This window comes from Klebsiella sp. Lac1 (genome assembly GCF_009825425.1).
GTDB classification, from domain to species: domain Bacteria; phylum Pseudomonadota; class Gammaproteobacteria; order Enterobacterales; family Enterobacteriaceae; genus Klebsiella; species Klebsiella electrica.
The window spans coordinates 480,530-500,217 of sequence record NZ_VJZJ01000003.1; the positions used below are offsets into that span (position 1 = coordinate 480,530).

At 56.3% G+C, this 19,688-nt stretch carries 18 protein-coding genes and 1 pseudogene; 7 read left to right on the forward strand and 12 right to left on the reverse strand.

Annotated features, from left to right (window positions below; translation table 11 throughout):
• Positions 1 to 67: 67 nt before the first annotated feature.
• Positions 68 to 1,249, reverse strand: coding sequence for a PLP-dependent aminotransferase family protein (locus tag FNY10_RS21295; RefSeq protein WP_100683485.1), 1,182 nt, complete (start codon positions 1,247 to 1,249; stop codon positions 68 to 70).
• A gap of 100 nt (positions 1,250 to 1,349) precedes the next feature.
• The gene (gene gss, locus FNY10_RS21300) at positions 1,350 to 3,221 is read right to left on the reverse strand and encodes a bifunctional glutathionylspermidine amidase/synthase (RefSeq protein ID WP_131048547.1); all 1,872 of its coding nucleotides are present in this window, start codon (positions 3,219 to 3,221) and stop codon (positions 1,350 to 1,352) included.
• 279 nt (positions 3,222 to 3,500) lie between these two features.
• Between gss and FNY10_RS21305 the strand changes: the two genes are divergently transcribed.
• A complete protein-coding gene (locus FNY10_RS21305; RefSeq protein ID WP_131048546.1) occupies positions 3,501 to 4,061 on the forward strand; it encodes a DsbA family protein in 561 nt (186 codons plus the stop codon).
• Between the two features lie 116 nt (positions 4,062 to 4,177).
• A complete protein-coding gene (gene yghU / locus FNY10_RS21310; protein WP_100683488.1) occupies positions 4,178 to 5,044 on the forward strand; it encodes a glutathione-dependent disulfide-bond oxidoreductase in 867 nt (288 codons plus the stop codon).
• A gap of 34 nt (positions 5,045 to 5,078) precedes the next feature.
• Here yghU and FNY10_RS21315 read toward each other — a convergent pair whose 3' ends face one another.
• Positions 5,079 to 5,366 (reverse strand): DUF2623 family protein, encoded by a 288-nt coding sequence (locus tag FNY10_RS21315; protein ID WP_100683489.1) that lies wholly within the window; start codon positions 5,364 to 5,366, stop codon positions 5,079 to 5,081.
• A 78-nt stretch (positions 5,367 to 5,444) separates the two neighbouring features.
• Entirely contained in the window at positions 5,445 to 6,332 is an 888-nt protein-coding gene (yghX, locus tag FNY10_RS21320; protein WP_142255832.1) for a YghX family hydrolase, read from the reverse strand.
• Between the two features lie 146 nt (positions 6,333 to 6,478).
• Here yghX and mgrA point away from each other — a divergent pair, with 146 nt between their 5' ends.
• Positions 6,479 to 7,519 (forward strand): L-glyceraldehyde 3-phosphate reductase, encoded by a 1,041-nt coding sequence (gene mgrA / locus FNY10_RS21325; RefSeq protein WP_131048545.1) that lies wholly within the window; start codon positions 6,479 to 6,481, stop codon positions 7,517 to 7,519.
• 39 nt (positions 7,520 to 7,558) lie between these two features.
• On the opposite strand, the gene FNY10_RS21330 is transcribed toward mgrA, so the two are convergent.
• The 3 genes from FNY10_RS21330 to exbB form a co-directional block, all read right to left on the reverse strand.
• Positions 7,559 to 8,053 carry a TIGR00645 family protein gene (locus FNY10_RS21330; protein WP_100683491.1) on the reverse strand — a complete coding sequence of 165 codons (495 nt, stop codon included), beginning with the start codon at positions 8,051 to 8,053 and terminating at the stop codon, positions 7,559 to 7,561.
• A 140-nt stretch (positions 8,054 to 8,193) separates the two neighbouring features.
• Positions 8,194 to 8,619, reverse strand: a complete 426-nt coding sequence (gene exbD, locus FNY10_RS21335) for a TonB system transport protein ExbD (protein WP_160704441.1) — start codon at positions 8,617 to 8,619, stop codon at positions 8,194 to 8,196.
• A 6-nt stretch (positions 8,620 to 8,625) separates the two neighbouring features.
• The gene (exbB, locus tag FNY10_RS21340) at positions 8,626 to 9,357 is read right to left on the reverse strand and encodes a tol-pal system-associated acyl-CoA thioesterase (RefSeq protein ID WP_141963414.1); all 732 of its coding nucleotides are present in this window, start codon (positions 9,355 to 9,357) and stop codon (positions 8,626 to 8,628) included.
• A gap of 249 nt (positions 9,358 to 9,606) precedes the next feature.
• On the opposite strand from exbB, the gene metC reads away from it, so the two are divergent.
• Positions 9,607 to 10,794 (forward strand): cystathionine beta-lyase, encoded by a 1,188-nt coding sequence (gene metC / locus FNY10_RS21345; protein WP_100683494.1) that lies wholly within the window; start codon positions 9,607 to 9,609, stop codon positions 10,792 to 10,794.
• A 130-nt stretch (positions 10,795 to 10,924) separates the two neighbouring features.
• Positions 10,925 to 11,584, forward strand: coding sequence for a DedA family general envelope maintenance protein YghB (yghB, locus tag FNY10_RS21350; RefSeq protein ID WP_100683495.1), 660 nt, complete (start codon positions 10,925 to 10,927; stop codon positions 11,582 to 11,584).
• A 51-nt stretch (positions 11,585 to 11,635) separates the two neighbouring features.
• Here the strand turns inward: yghB and FNY10_RS21355 are convergent, their stop codons facing one another.
• The gene (locus tag FNY10_RS21355; protein WP_131048543.1) at positions 11,636 to 12,535 is read right to left on the reverse strand and encodes an AraC family transcriptional regulator; all 900 of its coding nucleotides are present in this window, start codon (positions 12,533 to 12,535) and stop codon (positions 11,636 to 11,638) included.
• Positions 12,532 to 12,678: a hypothetical protein gene (locus FNY10_RS21360; RefSeq protein ID WP_160704439.1), complete on the reverse strand. Its 147-nt coding sequence runs from the start codon at positions 12,676 to 12,678 to the stop codon at positions 12,532 to 12,534. Before FNY10_RS21360 ends, FNY10_RS21355 begins: the two co-directional genes overlap by 4 nt.
• A gap of 53 nt (positions 12,679 to 12,731) precedes the next feature.
• On the opposite strand from FNY10_RS21360, the gene yqhD reads away from it, so the two are divergent.
• A complete protein-coding gene (yqhD, locus tag FNY10_RS21365; RefSeq protein WP_160704437.1) occupies positions 12,732 to 13,895 on the forward strand; it encodes an alcohol dehydrogenase in 1,164 nt (387 codons plus the stop codon).
• 144 nt (positions 13,896 to 14,039) lie between these two features.
• Positions 14,040 to 14,867 (forward strand): 2,5-didehydrogluconate reductase DkgA, encoded by an 828-nt coding sequence (gene dkgA, locus FNY10_RS21370; RefSeq protein ID WP_100683498.1) that lies wholly within the window; start codon positions 14,040 to 14,042, stop codon positions 14,865 to 14,867.
• A gap of 96 nt (positions 14,868 to 14,963) precedes the next feature.
• Here the strand turns inward: dkgA and FNY10_RS21375 are convergent.
• From FNY10_RS21375 to plsC, 3 genes and pseudogenes are all read right to left on the reverse strand, one after another.
• A pseudogene (locus tag FNY10_RS21375) lies at positions 14,964 to 17,236 on the reverse strand (YgiQ family radical SAM protein).
• A 33-nt stretch (positions 17,237 to 17,269) separates the two neighbouring features.
• A complete protein-coding gene (ftsP, locus tag FNY10_RS21380; RefSeq protein WP_160704435.1) occupies positions 17,270 to 18,682 on the reverse strand; it encodes a cell division protein FtsP in 1,413 nt (470 codons plus the stop codon).
• 84 nt (positions 18,683 to 18,766) lie between these two features.
• Positions 18,767 to 19,504 (reverse strand): 1-acylglycerol-3-phosphate O-acyltransferase, encoded by a 738-nt coding sequence (gene plsC / locus FNY10_RS21385; protein WP_100683501.1) that lies wholly within the window; start codon positions 19,502 to 19,504, stop codon positions 18,767 to 18,769.
• Between the last annotated feature and the right edge of the window lie 184 nt (positions 19,505 to 19,688).

Here is a 19,688-nt window from a genome sequence, read left to right on the forward strand (position 1 = left end):
CGCCGAAAGCGACTAAACCAGATTAACACTCCGTGCCGCCCGGCGGCGCGGAGTGATTTATAGACAGCTACAGCGATTTCGCCAGACGTTCAACGGCCGTCATCAGCCCTTCTTCCGGGACCGTCGAGTAGGACAGTCGCAGCGTACGGGTATCCGGATTATCGTGATAAAACGCTTCGCCGGGGACAAACACCACGCCGTTTGCCAGCGTTGTCTTCATCCACGCCATCGTATCGAACGAATAGCGGAAGCGAGCCCACAGGAACATCCCACCTTTAGGTCGGCTGAAGGCAATGTGCTCCCCGAGACGCGACTCCAGCGCATCCGCCAGCGCCACACACTTCTTACGATAATCCTCACGGATCAGCGCGATCTGGTTATCCAGGCGATTCATCGCCAGATACTCCGCCGTGATCACTTGCGACAGCATATTGGTATGCAGATCCGCCGCCTGCTTGACGATCACCGTCTGCTGCGCCAGCCAGTCCGGCATCACAATCCAGCCGATACGCATCCCCGGAGCGAGAATTTTGGAGAAAGTGGAGGTGTAGACCACCTGATCTTCGCAGCCCAGCTCAACCGCGTGCTGATACAGCGGACGGCGGACTTCATCGGTAAAGCTGATTTCGCCATAGGGATCATCTTCGATAATGACAAAATCATGCTGTTTCGCCAGCGCCACCAGACGGCGACGGCGATCTTCGCTCAGGGTTTTTCCACCGGGGTTGCCGAAGGTGGGCACCAGATAAACGGCTTTGACGCGGGTCGTTTCCAGCAGGTCGGCCAGCTGTTCAACCAACATCCCGTTATCGTCGGTATCGACGCTGAGAATATTGGCCTGCGCCAGCTGGAATACCTGCAGTGCCGCCAGGTAGGTCGGGCGCTCAACCACAATCGCATCGCCCGGATCGAGCAGCGTGCGCGCCACAATATCCAGCGATTGCTGAGAGCCGGAGGTGATATAGACATGGCTGGCCTGGCAGTCAACGCCGCGCGCCTGACACAGTTCACTTACGGCCTGACGCAGCGGCGGATAGCCTTCGGTCAAACCATACTGAAATGCATCGTTAAAGCGCCCGCTCATCACCTGCTGCACAGCCAGATTCAGGCCTTCGGTATCAAACAACTCCGGAGCCGGAATCCCGCCGCCCAGGGAGATAACGCCGGGCAGTTTACTGTGCTTAAGAAGTTCGCGGACGGCGGAGGGCTTGAGTTCACCCGCGCGGGCGGCGAGTCGCCTGTCGTGCATATTATTTTCCTTTTCTGTCTTGTTGTTTTCTTTGTGACTTAGCGTATTTGCAGGATTTGTTGCCCGGACAGGTCGTTTACGGCGCTGTCCGGGCTGCCGGCTACCGGCCGTCGCTGTCTTTCAGCACAATTAACGGTTCGATATCACTCTCTTTTTTGACCACCAGCGAATCATCGCCGCGCAGACAAGTACCGCCGTAGTTACCGCCGACGGTAAACGTACACACCTGAATGTATTTACCATCCACCTTCGGCAGGCACCAGAGCTGCTGGTAAATATTTTTACGATCGACAAACTGCCCGCTGGTTTTATCCAGCACTTCATCTTGCGGACCAATCAAATCGATGTTGTTGCCGCAGCGGCCAGAGATAGGCTTCACCGCATAGCCGGTTTTCGCCAGCTCATCGTTGATCACAAAATCGGTATCCAGCAGATAGCGGTGGTTGGGGAACAGCGACCACAGTACCGGCAGAATGGCCTTGTTACCGGGGATCACCGTCCACAGCGGTTCGAAAACCAGCACTTCCGGGCGCAGCAGCACATCGATCAGCCGCACGGCGTTTTGCGGATGCCCGGTACGGATCGGCACGGCGGCGTACTCATCGGCGCTGACCTCGCGCACCTGTTCGATGGCGGTTTCCCAGGCCCAGGTTTTCCAGACGCAGTTCACCAGACGCCCGTCGCCGTCGATCAGCTGCCCGGCGGCGTCCCAGTGCAGCTCATCAAGGCCAAAGAGGATCTTACTTTCGAACCCCGCCTGCGTGAGCGAGCGCTGGATAAACAGCGCGTGGTAGTTCTCCTCCAGATCCTTGTCCTGCATGATATGCACGAAAGGACGGGCGCGGCTGTGTTTCCAGGCGCCCGCCAGCTCATCAAGCAGATTTTCCGCCGGGTTGTGTCCACTGCCGTAATAGCCCTGTTTCAGCCACTGTTCGAGGATCAGCCCGCCTTCGGTATGACAAGAGGCGGAGTCGGCGTTGTATTCATAGACCTTCAGCCCGCGCTCATCCATACAGAAATCCATGCGGCCGGTGATCATATGATGACGGCGTCGCTGCCATGAGAGACGCAGGCGCGGCCAGAGAATTTTGGGGATATCAAACAGCGCCAGCAGATGGTCATCTTTCATCACCTTATCGGTGGCGTGCAGGTACATCAAATGCAGCTCGTTGGTCGCTTTGATAAGCTCCTGCTCGGCGCTTTCGGTAATGGTGAAGTACTGATAGGGATCCTGATTGATGAAGTGACCATTGGCGGCCACGTAGGCTTTCTGCAGCGAATCTTTCTCGTTCAGCCAGTTACCGCGGAACTGGCCTTTATTCGGCAGTCTCGCTCCCTGAATCGCCATCGCTTCGCCCGGCAGCACTGGCTGCGGCAGACTGTGCTCGGTATCGGCGGTCTGAATCATCCAGCCTAATATTTCGGTATCGGCAAAGGTGTCTTTGATGGTGTAGAAACCGTCTTTCACTTCCAGCGTTAATTCGCGAGTCCACTGCTGGCCCTGCGGCAGCGGCGCGTGAATCACGTTTTGCTCGGCGATGCGGACCTTATTGCCGACCAGTTGCGTAATCACCGCGACATGGCCGGTATGCTTAAACTCGCCGCCCTTCTGCCAAATCAGCAGCGAACCGGCTATCGGCGGACGGCGGGCGCCGTTTGCAAAAGCCTGTAGCGGCAAAATATTGTCATTAACCACTTCACGCAGAAAACGCAGGGAGAAGATTTCATAGGCCATGCCGACATCGGTAAAGACAAAACCGTAGGTGAGGAACAAAAAACGGCGCGCGAATTCAACGCACTGCCATTTGTGCCCCATATACTCATTGTCGATGTAACTGCGGAACGTGGCGTCATCCGGATAGTCGCGCGGATTTAAACTGCTGTAATTCGATGAATAAATTGCTACGCCCCCCGGCGCGTAGCCTAACAACGTACCAAAAGGGGCATCACTACTTGTCGATCCTTTGCTCATTAGCCTGACCTCAAATTAATGCAGCCCGGGCAGTTGGCGGAACAAAACTCCCTCTTCTTATCCTGCCGCAGGCACTTACCAGACAGAGGTGCAGTGATGATACCACTCATTGGATTCAGCGAACGTGCCCCGCGGGAAAATAACCCGGCGCCTTTGGGTAAAAGTGATATCGTTAGTTGTAATATCTCCCCGTAATACTTCAGGTTGCATTGCCGCTGACAACCGCCTGGATGATGCAGGGAACCATAACGAAGAATGAGACAACGTCAGGAGTTGATTATGAGCGCACAACCGCATCTGCAGGCTCAACCGCTGGTCTGGGGCCACGGCCCACGTACTTTTGAGGTATTCCTTGAGCCAACCTGCCCGTTTTCCGTCCGGGCGTTCAATAAGCTTGACGATCTGCTGGACGAAGTCGGCGCGGATAATGTGACTATCAAGATTCGCCTGCAGTCGCAGCCGTGGCATCTTTTCTCCGGCGTCATCGTGCGCTGCATTCTTGCCGCCTCGACGCTACCGCACGGCAGAGAGCAGGCGCACAGGGTGTTAAAAGCGGTCGCCGACCATCGCGAAGAGTTTGAATTTACCGATCATTGCAGCGGGCCGAATATGGAGACCACGCCGCAGCAGATTATCCAGCGCATTGAGCACTACAGCCAGGTTCTGCTCTCTACGGCCTTTGCCCGCCCTGAGCTGCAGGCTGAGATTAAATGGCATTGCAAATACGCGCGACAGAACGGTATTCATGTCTCGCCGACCTTTATGGTCAACGGCCTGGTGCAGCCGGACCTCGGCAGCGGCGACGATATCAGCGTATGGGCCGCGCGGATTATGGCCTGAGTCCTCCTCGCCCCGGTTGCGCGACGCTGACCGGGGCCAATAAGCCTCACACTGTTAAACCTGCCTGGAATCTCCTGCTACACTCCCTCAACGGCTCACTAAAAAGGCAGGTCCTCATGTCAGAGAATAACTACCAACCCCCTAAAGTGTGGGAGTGGAAGCAAAACAACGGCGGCGCGTTCGCCAACATCAACCGTCCCGTCTCCGGCGCCACCCATGAAAAAACGCTACCGGTTGGCTCACATCCGCTGCAGCTTTACTCCCTGGGCACGCCCAACGGCCAGAAGGTGACCATCCTGCTGGAAGAGCTGCTGGCGCTTGGGGTGAGCGGCGCGGAATACGATGCCTGGCTGATTCGCATTGGCGAAGGCGATCAGTTCTCCAGCGGTTTTGTTGAGGTGAACCCCAACTCAAAAATTCCCGCGCTGAGCGACCACTCGACCACTCCGCCGACGCGCGTATTTGAGTCCGGCAGCATTCTGCTTTACCTCGCTGAAAAATTTGGTTTCTTCCTGCCTAAAGATCCCGCAGGGCGGACCGAGACCCTGAACTGGCTGTTCTGGTTACAGGGCGCCGCCCCGTTCCTCGGCGGCGGTTTTGGTCACTTCTTTAACTATGCGCCGGTGAAAATCGAGTACGCGATTGACCGCTTCACGATGGAAGCCAAACGTCAGCTCGACGTGCTGGATAAACAGCTCGCCCGCAACCGCTATGTTTCCGGGGAAGAGTACACCATCGCCGATATGGCCATCTGGCCGTGGTACGGCAATGTCGTGCTGGGTGGGGTGTATAATGCCGCGGAATTCCTGGACGCCGGCAGCTATAAAAACGTCCTGCGCTGGGCGCAGGACATTGGCAATCGTCCGGCAGTCAAACGCGGACGAATCGTCAACCGGACCAACGGCCCGCTTAACGAGCAGCTGCACGAACGCCACAGCGCCAGCGACTTTGATACCCTGACCGAAGACAAGCGCCAGGCATAACCTCTCGCCTACCGGGGGCTTCGGCCTTCGGTAGTTAACTTTCCAGCCGGTATCCCGCCATAAAGTAACGCATCGCGATACAGGAATGTCCTTCCCTGAAGAAATCCATGACCATGTTTCTGTCCAGGCCATAGCGGCGGGTGAGGATCCCGGCCTCCCAGGCGCTAAGCTGGCGATCGCCGGTTTTTTCAAACATGCGCTGAGAATAACCGAGGACAAAGCCACGTTTATAATCCGCGCAAAAACCGGCTGCGTTGCTGGCGCTTTCCGCCTGAGACGCCTTCAGCCCCGCCATTAAACCTTTGCCAAAATGGTTATCCATCGCTTTTCCCTCCTCAATCGCTATATATAAAATTATATAGCGATTTTTTGAGCGAGTGCCAGCGCTATTTCCGCCCTTTTAGCCGAGATATTTGGCAAACCACGCCAGCGTTCGCTGCCAGGCAAGCTCGGCGGCAGCCCGGTCGTAGCGCGGCGTGGAGTCGTTGTGAAAACCGTGGTTCACCTGCGGATAGATATAGGCTTCGAACACTTTATGCTGCGCCTTCAGCGCCTGTTCATAAGCGGGCCAGCCATCGGTGATGGGTTTATCCAGCTCCGCATAGTGCAGTAGCAGCGGGGCATGGATTTTCCCGACCTCCGCGATCGGCGGCGGGCGGCCATAAAACGGCACCGCGCAGGCCAGCTCCGGGATCGCCACGGCGGCGGCATTGCAAACCCCGCCGCCGTAACAAAACCCGGTTATCCCCACTTTTCCGCTCGCCTGCGGATGTTTTTCCATAAAGGCGACGGCGGCAAAAAAGTCGTTCATCAGCTTCTGCGGATCGACTTTCTGCTGAAGCTCGCGCCCTTCGTCATCATTGCCGGGATAGCCGCCCACCGAACTCAGGCCATCCGGTGCCAGCGCGATGTAACCGGCTTTGGCCACCCGGCGGGCGACATCTTCGATATAGGGATTCAGTCCGCGATTCTCATGCACGACGATCACCGACGCCGGTTTTACGCTGGATTTCGTCGGCACCACCAGATAACCACGCACCTCGGCGTGACCCTCGGGCGAAGGATAGCGAATATATTGCGCATGGATATCCGGGTCGGTAAACGAGATCTGCCCGGCAAGCGCGTAGTTCGGTTTCAGCAGGTTAAACAGCGCCAGGGCGGTCATGCCGCCGACGGCGTACTTTCCGGCCAGCTGCAAAAATTCCCTCTTGCTGATTTTGCCGTGCGCGTAATAGTCGTAATACTCCAGCAGCTCTTGCGGAAAATCTTTCGCCGTCAGTCGCGTCATCATCTCTTCTCCGGATATTCCCCCCTTTAAGCAAAGCAGAAGCTCGCGGTGACGCCAGCAATCTTACACATTGTGATCCAGCGAACGCTGCTGGCGTACCATACCAGTTAAAATGGGAACGACGTTTTAATTTATAAGGAGAGAGCATGTCCTGGTTAGCTGATCCCACCCGCTACGATCGCATGCAGTACCGCTACTGCGGTAAAAGCGGCCTGCAATTGCCCCTTTTGTCGCTGGGACTGTGGCACAACTTTAGTCACGGTCACGCGCTGGATGACCAACGCGCCCTGTTACGCAAAGCCTTTGATCTGGGCATTACCCATTTCGATCTGGCGAATAACTACGGGCCGCCGCCCGGCAGCGCGGAGGAGAATTTTGGCCGCCTGCTGCGCGAGGATTTCGCCGCCTACCGCGACGAGCTGATTGTGGCGACGAAAGCGGGCTATTCCATGTGGCCAGGCCCCTATGGCAACGGTAGTTCACGAAAATATCTGCTCGCCAGCCTCGATCAGAGCCTGCAGCGGATGGGACTGGATTACGTCGATATTTTCTATTCGCATCGCGTCGATGAAAATACGCCGATGGAAGAGACCGCCGCGGCGCTGGCACAGGCGGTGCAGAGCGGTAAAGCCTTGTATGTCGGCATCTCCTCCTATTCGCCGGAACGTACGCGGCAAATGGCCGCGCTTTTGCGCGACTGGAAGATCCCGCTGCTGATTCACCAGCCGTCTTATAACCTGCTCAACCGCTGGGTCGACACCAGCGGGCTGCTGGATACGCTGGAGGAGAACGGCGTCGGCTGTATCGCCTTTACGCCGCTGGCGCAGGGCCTGCTGACCGGCAAATATCTACAGCAGATCCCCGAAGGTTCGCGGATGTTCTACGAAGGGAAAAGAGCGCGCGGCCTGACGGAGAATATGCTCAGTGAGTCAAATCTGCACAGCCTGCGCTTACTGCAGGAGATGGCCCACAGCCGCGGACAGAGTATGGCGCAAATGGCGCTGAGCTGGCTGCTGAAGGATAGTCGGGTCACATCAGTGCTGATTGGCGCCAGCCGCCCACAGCAGCTGGAGGAGAACGTACAGGCACTGAATAATCTGACGTTTAGCGCAGAAGAGCTGGCGCAGATTGACCAGCATGTCGCGGATGGCCAGCTCAATTTATGGCAAACCTCGTCGGATCAATAAGTCACTCACCCGGCGGCGCTGCGCCGCCGGGCAGGTATCTCAGTGCTTAACCTTGGTCAGACGATCGAGATAGCCCATCACAAACGCCGACAGCACAAAGGTCAGATGGATAATGACGTACCACATCAGCTTGTTGTCCGGTACGTTTTGCGCGTCCATAAACACCCGCAGCAGATGGATAGAGGAGATGGCGACAATGGACGCCGCCACTTTATTTTTCAGCGAGGTGGCGTCCATTTTGCCCAGCCAGCTGAGCTTTTCTTTACCTTCATTGATATCCAGCTGGGAGACAAAATTTTCGTAGCCGGAGAACATCACCATCACCAGCAGGCCGCCCACCAGCGTCATATCGACCAGCGACAGCAGCGTCAGAACCAGATCCGACTCGCTCACGCTGAAGATGTGCGGCAGGATGTGGAAAATCTCCTGAAAAAATTTGATCGACAGCGCAATCAGCCCGAGCGATAGACCAAAATAAACCGGCGCCAATAACCAGCGGGAGGTATACATAGCATTTTCCAGAAAGCGTTCCATAAGATCCTGTGAGTTAAGCAAAAGTCCGCCATTATATCGCAACCCGCCGCAGCGATTGCAACCTCCCGCCATATCGCCGCTGAATATCGGGCATAAAAAAGGCTGGCACATGGCCAGCCTGATAAACGTCGTCGGGAGGGTTATTTCGCTTTTACGCTTTCTTCGCCCACCAGACCAATTTTCAGATAACCCGCCTGGTGCAGAGTATCCATGACCTTCATCATGGTCTCATAGTCCACGGTTTTATCCGCACGGAAGAAGACGGTGGTGTCTTTCCTCCCTTCCGTCAGCGTATTCAGCGCGCCGATCATGCTCTCTTCGGTGATCGGATCGTTGCCGAGGAACATGCTGTTATCCGCTTTCACCGACAGATAAATCGGCTTTTCCGGACGCGGCTGTGGCTGACTTGAGGAGGCCGGAAGGTTGACCTTCACATCCACGGTCGCCAGCGGCGCCGCCACCATAAAGATGATCAACAGCACCAGCATGACGTCGATAAACGGCGTGACGTTGATGTCATGCATTTCGCCGTTATCATCGGGGTTTTCGTTAAAATGCATTGCCATAAAGCATTAACCTACTCGTAATTTTTGCGCGGTACGAACCGGTTTTACGCCGCTGGCGCTCAGATCCAGGTCACGGCTTTGCAGCAGCAGCACCTGCGCGGCGACATCGCCGAGCGACGCTTTGTAGCTGCCGATCATGCGGGCAAAAATATTATAGATAACCACGGCTGGAATCGCCGCAAACAGGCCGATGGCCGTCGCCAGCAGCGCTTCCGCGATGCCCGGTGCCACCACCGCAAGGTTAGTGGTCTGCGTCTGCGCAATGCCGATAAAGCTGTTCATGATACCCCAGACGGTACCAAACAGGCCGACGAACGGGGAAATCGCCCCGATGGTCGCCAGATAACCGTTGCCGCGCCCCATGTAGCGACCCACGAACGCTACGCGACGCTCAAGGCGGAAACCGGTACGTTCTTTAATCCCTTCGTTATCTTCAACGCCTTCAGAGAGCGCCAGTTCGTTCTGCGCTTCATTGATAAGCTGGATGCTTAAGCTTTTCGGGTGGAAACTGTTTGCGATATCGCTGGCCTGATCGAGGGAACGCGCATCGCCGAGCAGCTGCTGTTCACGCTTGAGGCGGCGCTTACTGGAGAGGATTTCAGCACCTTTGCCGAAAAAGATAGCCCAGGTGACTACCGACGCCAAAATCAGGCCAATCATCACGACCTTAACGACAATATCGGCATGATGATACATACCCCAAACGGACAGGTCCGCCTGCATCAAATTATTACCCACGCTGAATCTCCAGGACGTCAATCACAAAATCTGAGCACAATCATATCAAAAAAGCCCCGAATTGATAGTGGTTCTCATTAGTATTTACACTGTGCAGCAAATCACGTTTAGATTCCTTGCGCTTACGCAGTAAAAAAGTGGCCGACCGCGGATTTCGCAAAATTTTTGCCCGTATCGGCCATTCCCCGGTACAGGGTGAGCCATTCGTGCTAGTTTAGACGTCCAGACGTATAAAACCAGGTAAAAAACATGGCTGATAAACATCTTGATACCGCGCTGGTCAATGCCGGGCGCAGCAAAAAATATACTCAGGGCTCGGTCAACAGCGTGATTCAGCGGGCTTCATCGCTGGTGTTCGAGAGTGTCGAAGCTAAAAAGCACGCCACCCGCAACCGGGCAAAAGGCGAACTGTTTTACGGTCGTCGCGGGACATTGACCCACTTTTCGTTACAGGAAGCGATGTGCGAACTGGAAGGCGGCGCGGGATGCGCGCTGTTTCCCTGCGGCGCCGCAGCCGTTGCCAATACCATTCTGGCCTTCGTCGAACAAGGCGACCATGTCCTGATGACCAACACCGCGTATGAGCCCAGCCAGGACTTTTGCACTAAAATCCTCGCGAAGCTCGGCGTCACCACCAGCTGGTTCGATCCGCTAGCTGGCGCCGATATTGCCCGCCAGATTCAACCGAACACCCGGGTGGTGTTCCTGGAATCACCCGGCTCTATCACCATGGAAGTTCACGACGTTCCGGCAATTGTTGCCGCCGTCCGCCGCGTTGCTCCGCAGGCGATTATCATGATCGACAACACCTGGGCTGCCGGCGTGTTGTTTAAAGCGCTGGATTTCGGCGTCGATATTTCGATTCAGGCCGGGACGAAATACCTGATTGGCCACTCTGATGCAATGGTCGGCACCGCGGTATCCAACGCGCGCTGCTGGGATCAGCTGCGGGAAAATGCCTACCTGATGGGGCAAATGGTCGATGCGGATACCGCCTATATGACCAGCCGCGGCCTGCGCACCCTTGGCGTCCGCCTGCGTCAACATCATGAAAGCAGCCTGCGTATCGCCGAATGGCTGGCGCAACATCCGCAGGTCGCGCGCGTCAACCACCCGGCGCTACCGGGCAGCAAGGGTCATGAGTTCTGGAAGCGCGATTTTACCGGCAGCAGCGGTCTGTTCTCATTTGTCCTCAATAAACGCCTGACCGACGCCGAGCTTGCTGCGTATCTCGACAACTTCAGCTTGTTCAGCATGGCCTATTCCTGGGGCGGTTTTGAATCGCTGATTCTGGCTAACCAGCCGGAACAAATCGCCGCCATCCGTCCGGAAGCTGAAGTCGATTTCAGCGGTACGCTGATTCGCGTCCATATCGGTTTAGAAAATGTTGACGATCTGTTGACGGATTTAGCGGCAGGCTTCTCGCGTATCGTGTAAAGTGACAGCGAGTGGCAACAATAGCGGACGTTTTACGTAAGGCGGCCGCTGTTGTTGCGCCCGAGATCAAGGTGTTCGGGGCTCTTCAGGAGTACACTAGTCAAAAATACGGTACCACTTAGGAAAGTCCATGGTTGTCATTCAAGAGATTGTCGCCGCCCTGTGGCAACATGATTTTGCCGCGCTGGCAAACCCCCAGGTCGTGGGCGTTGTATATCTGGTCATGTTCATGACATTGTTTCTGGAAAACGGTCTGCTGCCCGCTTCATTTTTACCCGGGGACAGCCTGCTGCTGCTCGCCGGAGCGCTCATAGCCAAAGGCGTCATGGACTTTGTGCCGACTCTAGCCATCCTTACCGCCGCTGCCAGCCTCGGCTGCTGGTTGAGCTATCTGCAAGGGCGCTGGCTCGGCAATACCGAAACCGTCAAAGGCTGGCTCGCCCATCTGCCGCAGAAGTACCATCAGCGCGCGACCTGTATGTTTGATAAACATGGTCTTCTGGCGCTACTGGCCGGTCGTTTCCTCGCCTTCGTGCGCACCCTGCTGCCAACGATGGCCGGCATTTCCGGGCTCTCCAACCGCCGCTTTCAGTTCTTCAACTGGCTCAGCGCGCTGCTGTGGGTAGGCGTGGTCACCGGTCTGGGCTATGCGCTCAGCATGATCCCGTTCGTGAAGCGACATGAAGACCAGGTCATGACCTGCCTGATGATTCTGCCGATCGCGCTGCTGGTGGCCGGGCTGGTGGGCACCCTGGTGGTGGTTATCAAGAAAAAATTCTGTAACGCCTGACAGAGCCTTCCCGGGAGTGGCGCAGCAGCCCTTCCCGGGACTGATTTCCCGTCACATGCCCTGAATCGTTCTGATCCGCGCCGCATCTTCTCCCGGCGTCATACCAAAATAGCGTTTAAATTCACGGCTAAACTGCGACGCGCTCTCGTAGCCGACGCGCATCGCCGCGGCGCTGGCTTTCATCCCGTCATGAATCATCAGCATCCGCGCCTTATGTAAGCGATAGCTTTTGAGGTACTGCAGCGGTGAGGTGCTGGTCACCGATTTGAAATTATGATGAAACGCCGAGACGCTCATGTTGGCCTCCGCCGCCAGTTGATCGACACTGAGGTTTTCGGTGTACTGGCTTTCAATGCGCTTCAGGACGCGGCTAATCAGGCTGAAGTGGGTTTGTCGGCTGACCAGCGCCAGCAGCGCCCCGCCGCATGGCCCGGTGAGCACGTAATAGAGGATCTCACGGATGATCTGTTTGCCGAGAATACGCGCATCCAGCGGCCGCTCCATCACATCCAGCAGCCTTTCCGCCGCGCACAGGATCTCCTCCGATAGCGCCGCCGAGTTGATGCCGCTGGAGGCCATCGAGGGCTGAAACAGCGCGTCCTCGCCAATGTCCATCAACAGCTCCTGTAGCTGAAGAATATCCACATTCAGGCGCAATCCCGCAAGCGGCACCTCTGGCGTCGCGAAGGTCTCGCACTCAAACGGCAGCGGCACCGTCAACAGCAGGTATTCATTGGTGTCATAGCGGAAAGTCCGCTCATTGATGTAGCCAATTTTATGACCTGAAAAGAGAAAAACAATGCCTGGCTGGTACATTACCGGCGTGCGGGTACCCGGCTGCGTGCCGTACAACAGCCGAATATCGGGCAGCAGCGCGCTGAGATTTTCTTCTTTATCTTTCAGTGCATTAACCTTTTCCGTCAGCAGCTGGCATATCTCGGCGCGGTTCATTTTCGGTAATTCTCCAGACGTTTTCTCACCTCTGCATTGTGCGCATCTTTCTGCCTTTTCTCCAGCCCGATGGAGAAATGGGCAAGACAACGGCAGGAATGTGCATTGAGGGGAACCGGCGACGAGACCACAATGATCGTCATCTGGCCGAGGCCTCCTCTCAGCCGGCAGTTTTCTTTTTTTGAGGGCACGAATAATGAATAATTTCGATCTACATACCCCAACCCGCATCCTGTTTGGTAAAGGCGCCATCGACAACCTGCGCGCTCAAATCCCGGCGGATGCCCGGATTCTGGTGACCTACGGCGGCGGCAGCGTGAAGAAAACCGGCGTGCTCGATCAGGTCCTCAACGCCCTGAACGGTTTCGACGTTCTGGAGTTTGGCGGGATTGAACCAAACCCCTCTTACGAAACGCTGATGAAGGCGGTGAAAATCGCCCGTGAACAAAACGTCACCTTCCTGCTCGCCGTCGGCGGCGGTTCGGTACTGGATGGCACCAAATTCATCGCCGCGGCGGCGCACTATGATGAAAACGTCGATCCGTGGGAAATTCTCGAAACCTACGGCAGCCATGTGACAAGCGCGATCCCGATGGGCTCCGTGCTGACGCTGCCGGCAACCGGCTCCGAATCCAATAAAGGCGCCGTGGTTTCGCGTAAAACCACCGGCGACAAACGCGCCTTTATGTCTTCTCATGTGCAGCCGGTGTTTGCGATCCTCGATCCGGTTTACACCTATACCCTGCCGCCGCGTCAGGTGGCCAATGGCGTTGTTGACGCATTTGTCCATACCGTTGAACAGTACGTCACCTATCCGGTCGATGGCAAAATTCAGGATCGCTTTGCCGAAGGCATCCTGCTGACCCTGATTGAAGAGGGCCCGAAAGCGCTGAAAGATCCAGAGAATTACGACGTTCGCGCCAATATCATGTGGGCCGCGACCCAGGCGTTAAACGGCCTGATCGGCGCCGGTGTTCCCCAGGACTGGGCAACGCATATGCTGGGTCACGAACTGACCGCGATGCATGGCCTCGACCATGCCCAGACGCTGGCTATCGTGCTGCCAGTATTGTGGAATGAAAAACGCGAGACTAAACGCGCGAAGCTGCTGCAGTATGCCGCCCGCGTCTGGAATATTACCGAGGGTTCTGAAGACGAACGTATCGATGCCGCGATCGCCGCGACGCGTCACTTCTTCGAACAGCTCGGCGTACCGACCCGTCTTTCCGACTACGGTCTGGACGGTAGCTCCATTCCGGCGTTACTGGCTAAACTGGAAGAGCACGGCATGACGGCGCTGGGTGAAAATAAGGATATCACCCTTGAGGTCAGCCGCCGGATTTACGAGGCGGCACGCTAAGTTTCCCTTTCCCTCTCTCTTCTCCTTGCCGTGAACTTGCGGGAAGGAGAAGAGTTTTACTACCGTTTTTAGCTATTTCGTCCAGACTTAATGCTACCCCTTAGCGGAATGTACACCGCTGAGTTTCATTAACAGGAGGAAGGCATGACACATCCAACCGTTATAAAACTGCACGACGGCAACCTGATGCCACAACTGGGTCTCGGCGTGTGGAAAGCAGGCAACGAGGAAGTCGTCTCCGCCATTCATAAGGCGCTGGAAGTCGGTTATCGCTCTTTTGACACCGCCGCCGCCTACCAAAATGAGACCGGTGTCGGCAATGCGTTACGCAGCGCAGACATCCCCCGCGATCAGCTGTTTATTACCACGAAACTGTGGAACGACGACCAAAAACGTCCTCGTGAGGCGCTACAAGAGAGCCTGCGTAAACTGCAGCTCGATTACGTCGATCTCTATCTTATGCACTGGCCGGTTCCGGCGATTGATCACTATGTTGACGCCTGGAAAGGCATGGTTGAGCTGCAAAAAGAGGGGCTGGTCAAAAGCATCGGCGTCTGTAACTTCCAGGTGCATCATCTCCAGCGACTGCTGGATGAAACCGGCATCGTGCCGGTGATAAACCAGGTAGAGCTTCATCCTTTACTCCAGCAACGTCAGCTTCATGCCTGGAACGCTACGCATAAAATTCAAACGGAATCCTGGAGCCCGCTGGCGCAGGGGGGAGAAGGCGTTTTCGACCGGAAAATTATTCATCACCTGGCGGATAAATACGCTAAAACCCCCGCGCAGATTGTTATCCGCTGGCACCTGGACAACGGGCTGGTGGTGATTCCGAAATCCGTGACGCCCGCCCGTATTGCGGAGAACTTCAACGTCTGGGATTTCCGTCTCGATAAAGACGAACTGGGTGAGATGGCGAAACTGGACCAGAACAAACGTCTGGGACCGGATCCGGATCAGTTCGGCGGATAACATATAAAAAGGCCGGATGGCGGGATGCCGATCCGGCCGGTGGTTCACCGTTTTACTGGCCCGGTCAGCGCTGCGCCGCCGGGCCATCCGACAAACTTAACGGCTGGCGACCTTACCGCGTTTTATCGGCTTCCTCGCCGTCTCCCCACCGTTCGAACGCTGATGCGTAATCGGCGTATGCTTGGTCAACGCCGGGCGGGTATTGCGGTTCTGACGACGCGCTTCGCGCATCTCATCCAGCGTCGGAGCAGGCACCAGACAGTCGCGGCGCGATCCAATCAGATGCTTCTTGCCCATGCTCTCCAGCGCCTGACGAATCAGCGGCCAGTTCGCCGGATCGTGGTAACGCAGCAGCGCTTTATGCAGACGGCGCTGTTTATCACCTTTCGGCACCACAACGTCTTCACTCTTATAGCCAATCTTACCCAGCGGGTTCTTGCCGGTGTAATACATGGTGGTCGAGTTGGCCAGCGGCGACGGATAGAAGTTCTGCACCTGGTCGAGACGGAAACGGTGTTTTTTCAGCCACAGGGCCAGGTTCACCATATCTTCGTCGCGCGTACCCGGGTGCGCGGAGATAAAGTACGGAATCAGGTACTGCTCTTTGCCCGCCTGCTTCGAATAGGTATCGAACAACTCTTTAAAACGGTCATAGCTTCCCATACCCGGCTTCATCATTTTTGACAGCGGGCCTTCTTCCGTATGTTCCGGAGCAATTTTCAGATAGCCGCCGACATGGTGAGTCGCCAGCTCTTTGATATAGCGCGGATCCTCGACGGCGATGTCATAACGCACGCCTGAGGCGATAAGGATTTTTTTAATCCCTTTCAGATCGCGGGCGCGACGATAGAGATTGATCGTCGGCTCATGGTTGGTATCCATGTGCGGGCAAATATCCGGATAGACGCAGGATAAACGGCGACAGGTTTGTTCCGCGCGCGGCGACTTGCAGCGCAGCATATACATGTTGGCCGTCGGGCCGCCAAGATCGGAGATAACACCGGTAAAGCCGGGAACCGTGTCGCGAATCGCTTCGATTTCGTTGATGATCGAATCTTCGGAACGGCTCTGAATGATGCGGCCTTCATGCTCGGTGATAGAGCAGAAAGAACAGCCGCCGAAACAGCCGCGCATAATGTTTATCGAGAAACGAATCATCTCGTAAGCCGGAATACGGCTATCGCCATATGCCGGGTGCGGGACGCGCTTATACGGCAGCGCAAAAACGCTGTCCATCTCTTCCGTCGACAGCGGGATAGCCGGCGGGTTAACCCAGATATAACGCTCGCCGTGCTTTTGCATCAACGCGCGCGCGCAGCCCGGGTTGGTCTCATGATGCAGAATACGCGACGCATGCGCGTACAGCACCTTGTCCCCTTTGACCTTCTCAAAGGAAGGCAGCAGGACGTAGGTTTTTTCCCACGGCTTCGGACGCGGCGGTTGCACGGTGACGCGTTTGGCTTCTTGTTTTGGCGGCGCAACGGTGTTGTTATCCGCACACGGCAGGTCTTCGCCATACGGGTGCGGGATGGGGTCAATTTTACCCGGCGTATCCAGACGGGTAGAGTCCACGCCGCTCCAGCCCGGCAGCGCCTCTTTAACCATAATGGCGGTATTACGCACGTCGCGAATGTGGCTAATCGGCTCACCGGCGGCCAGACGATGCGCCACTTCCACCAGCGGACGTTCGCCATTGCCGAACATCAGCATATCGGCCTTCGAATCCACCAGCACCGAACGGCGCACGGTATCAGACCAGTAATCATAATGCGCGGTACGGCGCAGGCTGGCCTCGATCCCCCCGAGGATCACCGGGACATCCTTCCACGCTTCTTTACAGCGCTGGGTATAAACCAGCGTGGCGCGGTCAGGACGTTTACCGGCGACATTGCCCGCGGTATACGCATCATCGTGGCGCAGTTTACGATCGGCGGTGTAGCGGTTGATCATCGAGTCCATATTGCCGGCGGTGACCCCGAAGAACAGATTCGGTTTGCCGAGGCGCATAAAGTCATTTTTATTGTTCCAGTCAGGCTGAGAAATAATCCCGACGCGGAATCCCTGCGCTTCCAGCATGCGTCCGCAAATCGCCATCCCAAAGCTCGGATGGTCGACATACGCATCGCCGGTGACCAGGATAATGTCGCAGCTATCCCAGCCAAGTTGATCCATCTCTTCGCGTGACATTGGTAAAAATGGCGCCGGGCCAAAGCAGGCGGCCCAGTACTGCGGCCAGGAAAAAAGGTCACGATCCGGTTGGATCAGGGATATTGCGCTCATATTGCTTCCGGGAAAAGTGATAAAAAAATAATCAAAGGGCGGCGATTATAAGCCGGATCGACGAAAGAAATGAAGGGAGATTTTCGGATACCCTGACCGCGATTCGGCCAGGGTATCCGCCATTATGGTGCCGGGTTGACCAGCATCTGGCCAATTGAGCCACGGTCGGCCAGCTCCAGCGTCTGGCTCAGGAACTGGAACGGGAAGTGCGGCCAGGAAGGCTGCGCGTAGTACACCAGCAGCTCCACCTGTCCGTCGACCCAGACGGTATCTTTCCAGCCGCGGTCCTCCGGGAACGGTGCGGACCCGTTCACGTTACGTACCTGGAACATCACGCCTTCTATATGGAACGGCTGCGGCCGATCGGCGCGCACCGTCCAGCGCTCCCAGGTGCCCTGCTGGGCGGTGATATCAATGCGCTGCGGATCCCACAGATTGCCGTTAATCCCCGGATCGTCGCCGAGGGAGATATCCCGCGAGCGAAGCGGCGTGCCGGGCAGGAACTCCGTCGGCAGCAGACGTAGCGGCAGACTATCGGTGACCAGCGGCAGCAGGCCCGTCGGACGCAACGTTAATAGCAGCGTAGAAATCAGAATGCTCGACGGTTCGAAGAAGCCACGGATACGGTCAACGATGCTTGCCGCTTCGCCGCAGGTAATCGACACCTCATCGCCGTTGGTCATATTCACCAGAATTTCTCGCCGCTCGCCGGGAGCCAGCGACAGCTGTTTTAGCGAAACCGGGGCGGATAAAAAGCCCTGGTCGCCGGAGATAACGTGTATCAGCCGGCCATCGCTCATCTGCAGCTGATAGCGACGGGAGTTAGAGGCGTTCAGCAGGCGCAGGCGCACCCAGCCGCGCGACACTTCGACATACGGGCTCTGCACGCCGTTCACCAACAGCGTATCGCCGACAAAACCGCCGCTGCCGGGTTCGCTGTATTCCGGGGTACCGAAATTATCCAGTCGCTTGTCCTGAATAATCACCGGGAAGTCATCCACGCCGTAATGATTAGGGATTGGCAGGTTCTTACTGACCTCATCCTCCACCAGCCACATACCGGCGAGGCCGTTATAGACCTGTTTCGCCATATGGTTTGGCGTGTTGGCCTGATACCACAGCGTGGCGGCACTCTGGCGAATCGGCAGCACCGGCGCCCAGTCGGCGTTCGGCGACATCATTCGCGCCGCGCCGCCAATCAGCGGACCGGGAACCTGCAGGCCCCGGATGGTCATGGCGACGTTTTCCGTCAGTCGGTTGCTGTAAATGAGCTTAACATCATCGCCATTCCACACGCGGATCGTCGGCCCGAGGTAGCGGCCGTTCACGCCCCATACCGAGGCGCGCGTTCCCGGGGTAAATGACCAGTGCGCTCGCTGCAGAGTTAAAAACAGCGGCTGACCGCGGCGGGATTCCAGCAACGGCGGAACCGGCAAGGCTGGCTGCTGGCCGGCGGCATGTGCGTTCAGCGGCACGGCTCCCGCGCACAGCGCTACGCCTGAAGCCTGGATAAACTGACGCCGACTGAGTGACATATTAACTCCATGGAATACTAACTCATCAAAAAGGGAATTCGTTTCCCGCTAGCCCTGCGCTCGCGTTATCGCAGCAGTTCCTGTTTATTTCTTTGCCGCCGCTTCGCGCTCAGCAACTTCGCGATCCAGCTCTTCAATCTTCGCCGCCATCAGCTCGCGGCAGTGCGTTGCCAGCGCACGTACGCCCTCTTTACCAAACTGGCTGGTATCGACCGGCGGCAGCATTTCGACAATCACCAGACCATTGTTCAGGCGATTGAGGTTAATTTTATTCGATGTATTGGAAACGCATACCGGAATAATCGGCACGCCTGCGGCAATAGCCGCGTGGAAAGCGCCGGTTTTAAAGGGCAGCAAACCGCGACCGCGGCTACGCGTACCTTCCGGGAACATCCAGAAAGAGATTTTGCGTTTTTTAAACGTATCAACCACCTGCGAGATAGTGCCATGCGCTTTCGCCCGGTTATTACGGTCAATCAGCAGGTTCCCTGTCAACCAGTAGAGCAGACCAAAGAACGGGATCCACACCAGGCTCTTTTTACCCACGGTCACGGTCGGCGGCTGTACGATGTTTGACGCCGTCACCATATCATAGTTGTTCTGATGGTTAGCGATGTAGATAGCATTACCATAGCTCTGTGCATCAGCGGGCTTACGCGTTTCTACCTTCAGGCCGAACAGCGGAGAGAGTCGGCCAAACAGATGCCCGAAGGTGGCAACGTGTTTAGGATTACGCGGGCTGAACAAGCAGTAAATACAGCCAAATATACACACGAAGATACAGTAAATAACAACAACAATTAGTCGAAAAATAAATAGCATAGCTACCTCTAAAACCCAAACCGCTTAGAATAATACCCGTTAAACTTCAGCTCGTATGCGCGCGAACGGCGATATCGCCCGGTACATCGTCAGCGCACGACGCGCCTGTCACGCTCGTCGTCGCGTTTAAGCGTCACTCACGTCTATAGGGTACTGACTCGCTGTTTAGCAGATTGCAGGCGTC

Excerpts from the sequence above, each read along its gene's own strand:
- yghX (WP_142255832.1), bottom strand. The coding sequence starts at position 6,332 with ATGACGCGACTGACGGCGAAAGATTTTCCGCAAGAGCTGCTGGAGTAT.
- mgrA (WP_131048545.1), top strand. The coding sequence starts at position 6,479 with ATGTCCTGGTTAGCTGATCCCACCCGCTACGATCGCATGCAGTACCGC.
- FNY10_RS21315 (WP_100683489.1), bottom strand. The coding sequence starts at position 5,366 with ATGGATAACCATTTTGGCAAAGGTTTAATGGCGGGGCTGAAGGCGTCT.
- FNY10_RS21305 (WP_131048546.1), top strand. The coding sequence starts at position 3,501 with ATGAGCGCACAACCGCATCTGCAGGCTCAACCGCTGGTCTGGGGCCAC.
- gss (WP_131048547.1), bottom strand. The coding sequence starts at position 3,221 with ATGAGCAAAGGATCGACAAGTAGTGATGCCCCTTTTGGTACGTTGTTA.
- yghB (WP_100683495.1), top strand. The coding sequence starts at position 10,925 with ATGGTTGTCATTCAAGAGATTGTCGCCGCCCTGTGGCAACATGATTTT.
- metC (WP_100683494.1), top strand. The coding sequence starts at position 9,607 with ATGGCTGATAAACATCTTGATACCGCGCTGGTCAATGCCGGGCGCAGC.
- FNY10_RS21360 (WP_160704439.1), bottom strand. The coding sequence starts at position 12,678 with ATGACGATCATTGTGGTCTCGTCGCCGGTTCCCCTCAATGCACATTCC.
- exbD (WP_160704441.1), bottom strand. The coding sequence starts at position 8,619 with ATGGCAATGCATTTTAACGAAAACCCCGATGATAACGGCGAAATGCAT.
- FNY10_RS21355 (WP_131048543.1), bottom strand. The coding sequence starts at position 12,535 with ATGAACCGCGCCGAGATATGCCAGCTGCTGACGGAAAAGGTTAATGCA.
- ftsP (WP_160704435.1), bottom strand. The coding sequence starts at position 18,682 with ATGTCACTCAGTCGGCGTCAGTTTATCCAGGCTTCAGGCGTAGCGCTG.
- plsC (WP_100683501.1), bottom strand. The coding sequence starts at position 19,504 with ATGCTATTTATTTTTCGACTAATTGTTGTTGTTATTTACTGTATCTTC.
- yghU (WP_100683488.1), top strand. The coding sequence starts at position 4,178 with ATGTCAGAGAATAACTACCAACCCCCTAAAGTGTGGGAGTGGAAGCAA.
- FNY10_RS21330 (WP_100683491.1), bottom strand. The coding sequence starts at position 8,053 with ATGGAACGCTTTCTGGAAAATGCTATGTATACCTCCCGCTGGTTATTG.
- FNY10_RS21295 (WP_100683485.1), bottom strand. The coding sequence starts at position 1,249 with ATGCACGACAGGCGACTCGCCGCCCGCGCGGGTGAACTCAAGCCCTCC.
- dkgA (WP_100683498.1), top strand. The coding sequence starts at position 14,040 with ATGACACATCCAACCGTTATAAAACTGCACGACGGCAACCTGATGCCA.
- yqhD (WP_160704437.1), top strand. The coding sequence starts at position 12,732 with ATGAATAATTTCGATCTACATACCCCAACCCGCATCCTGTTTGGTAAA.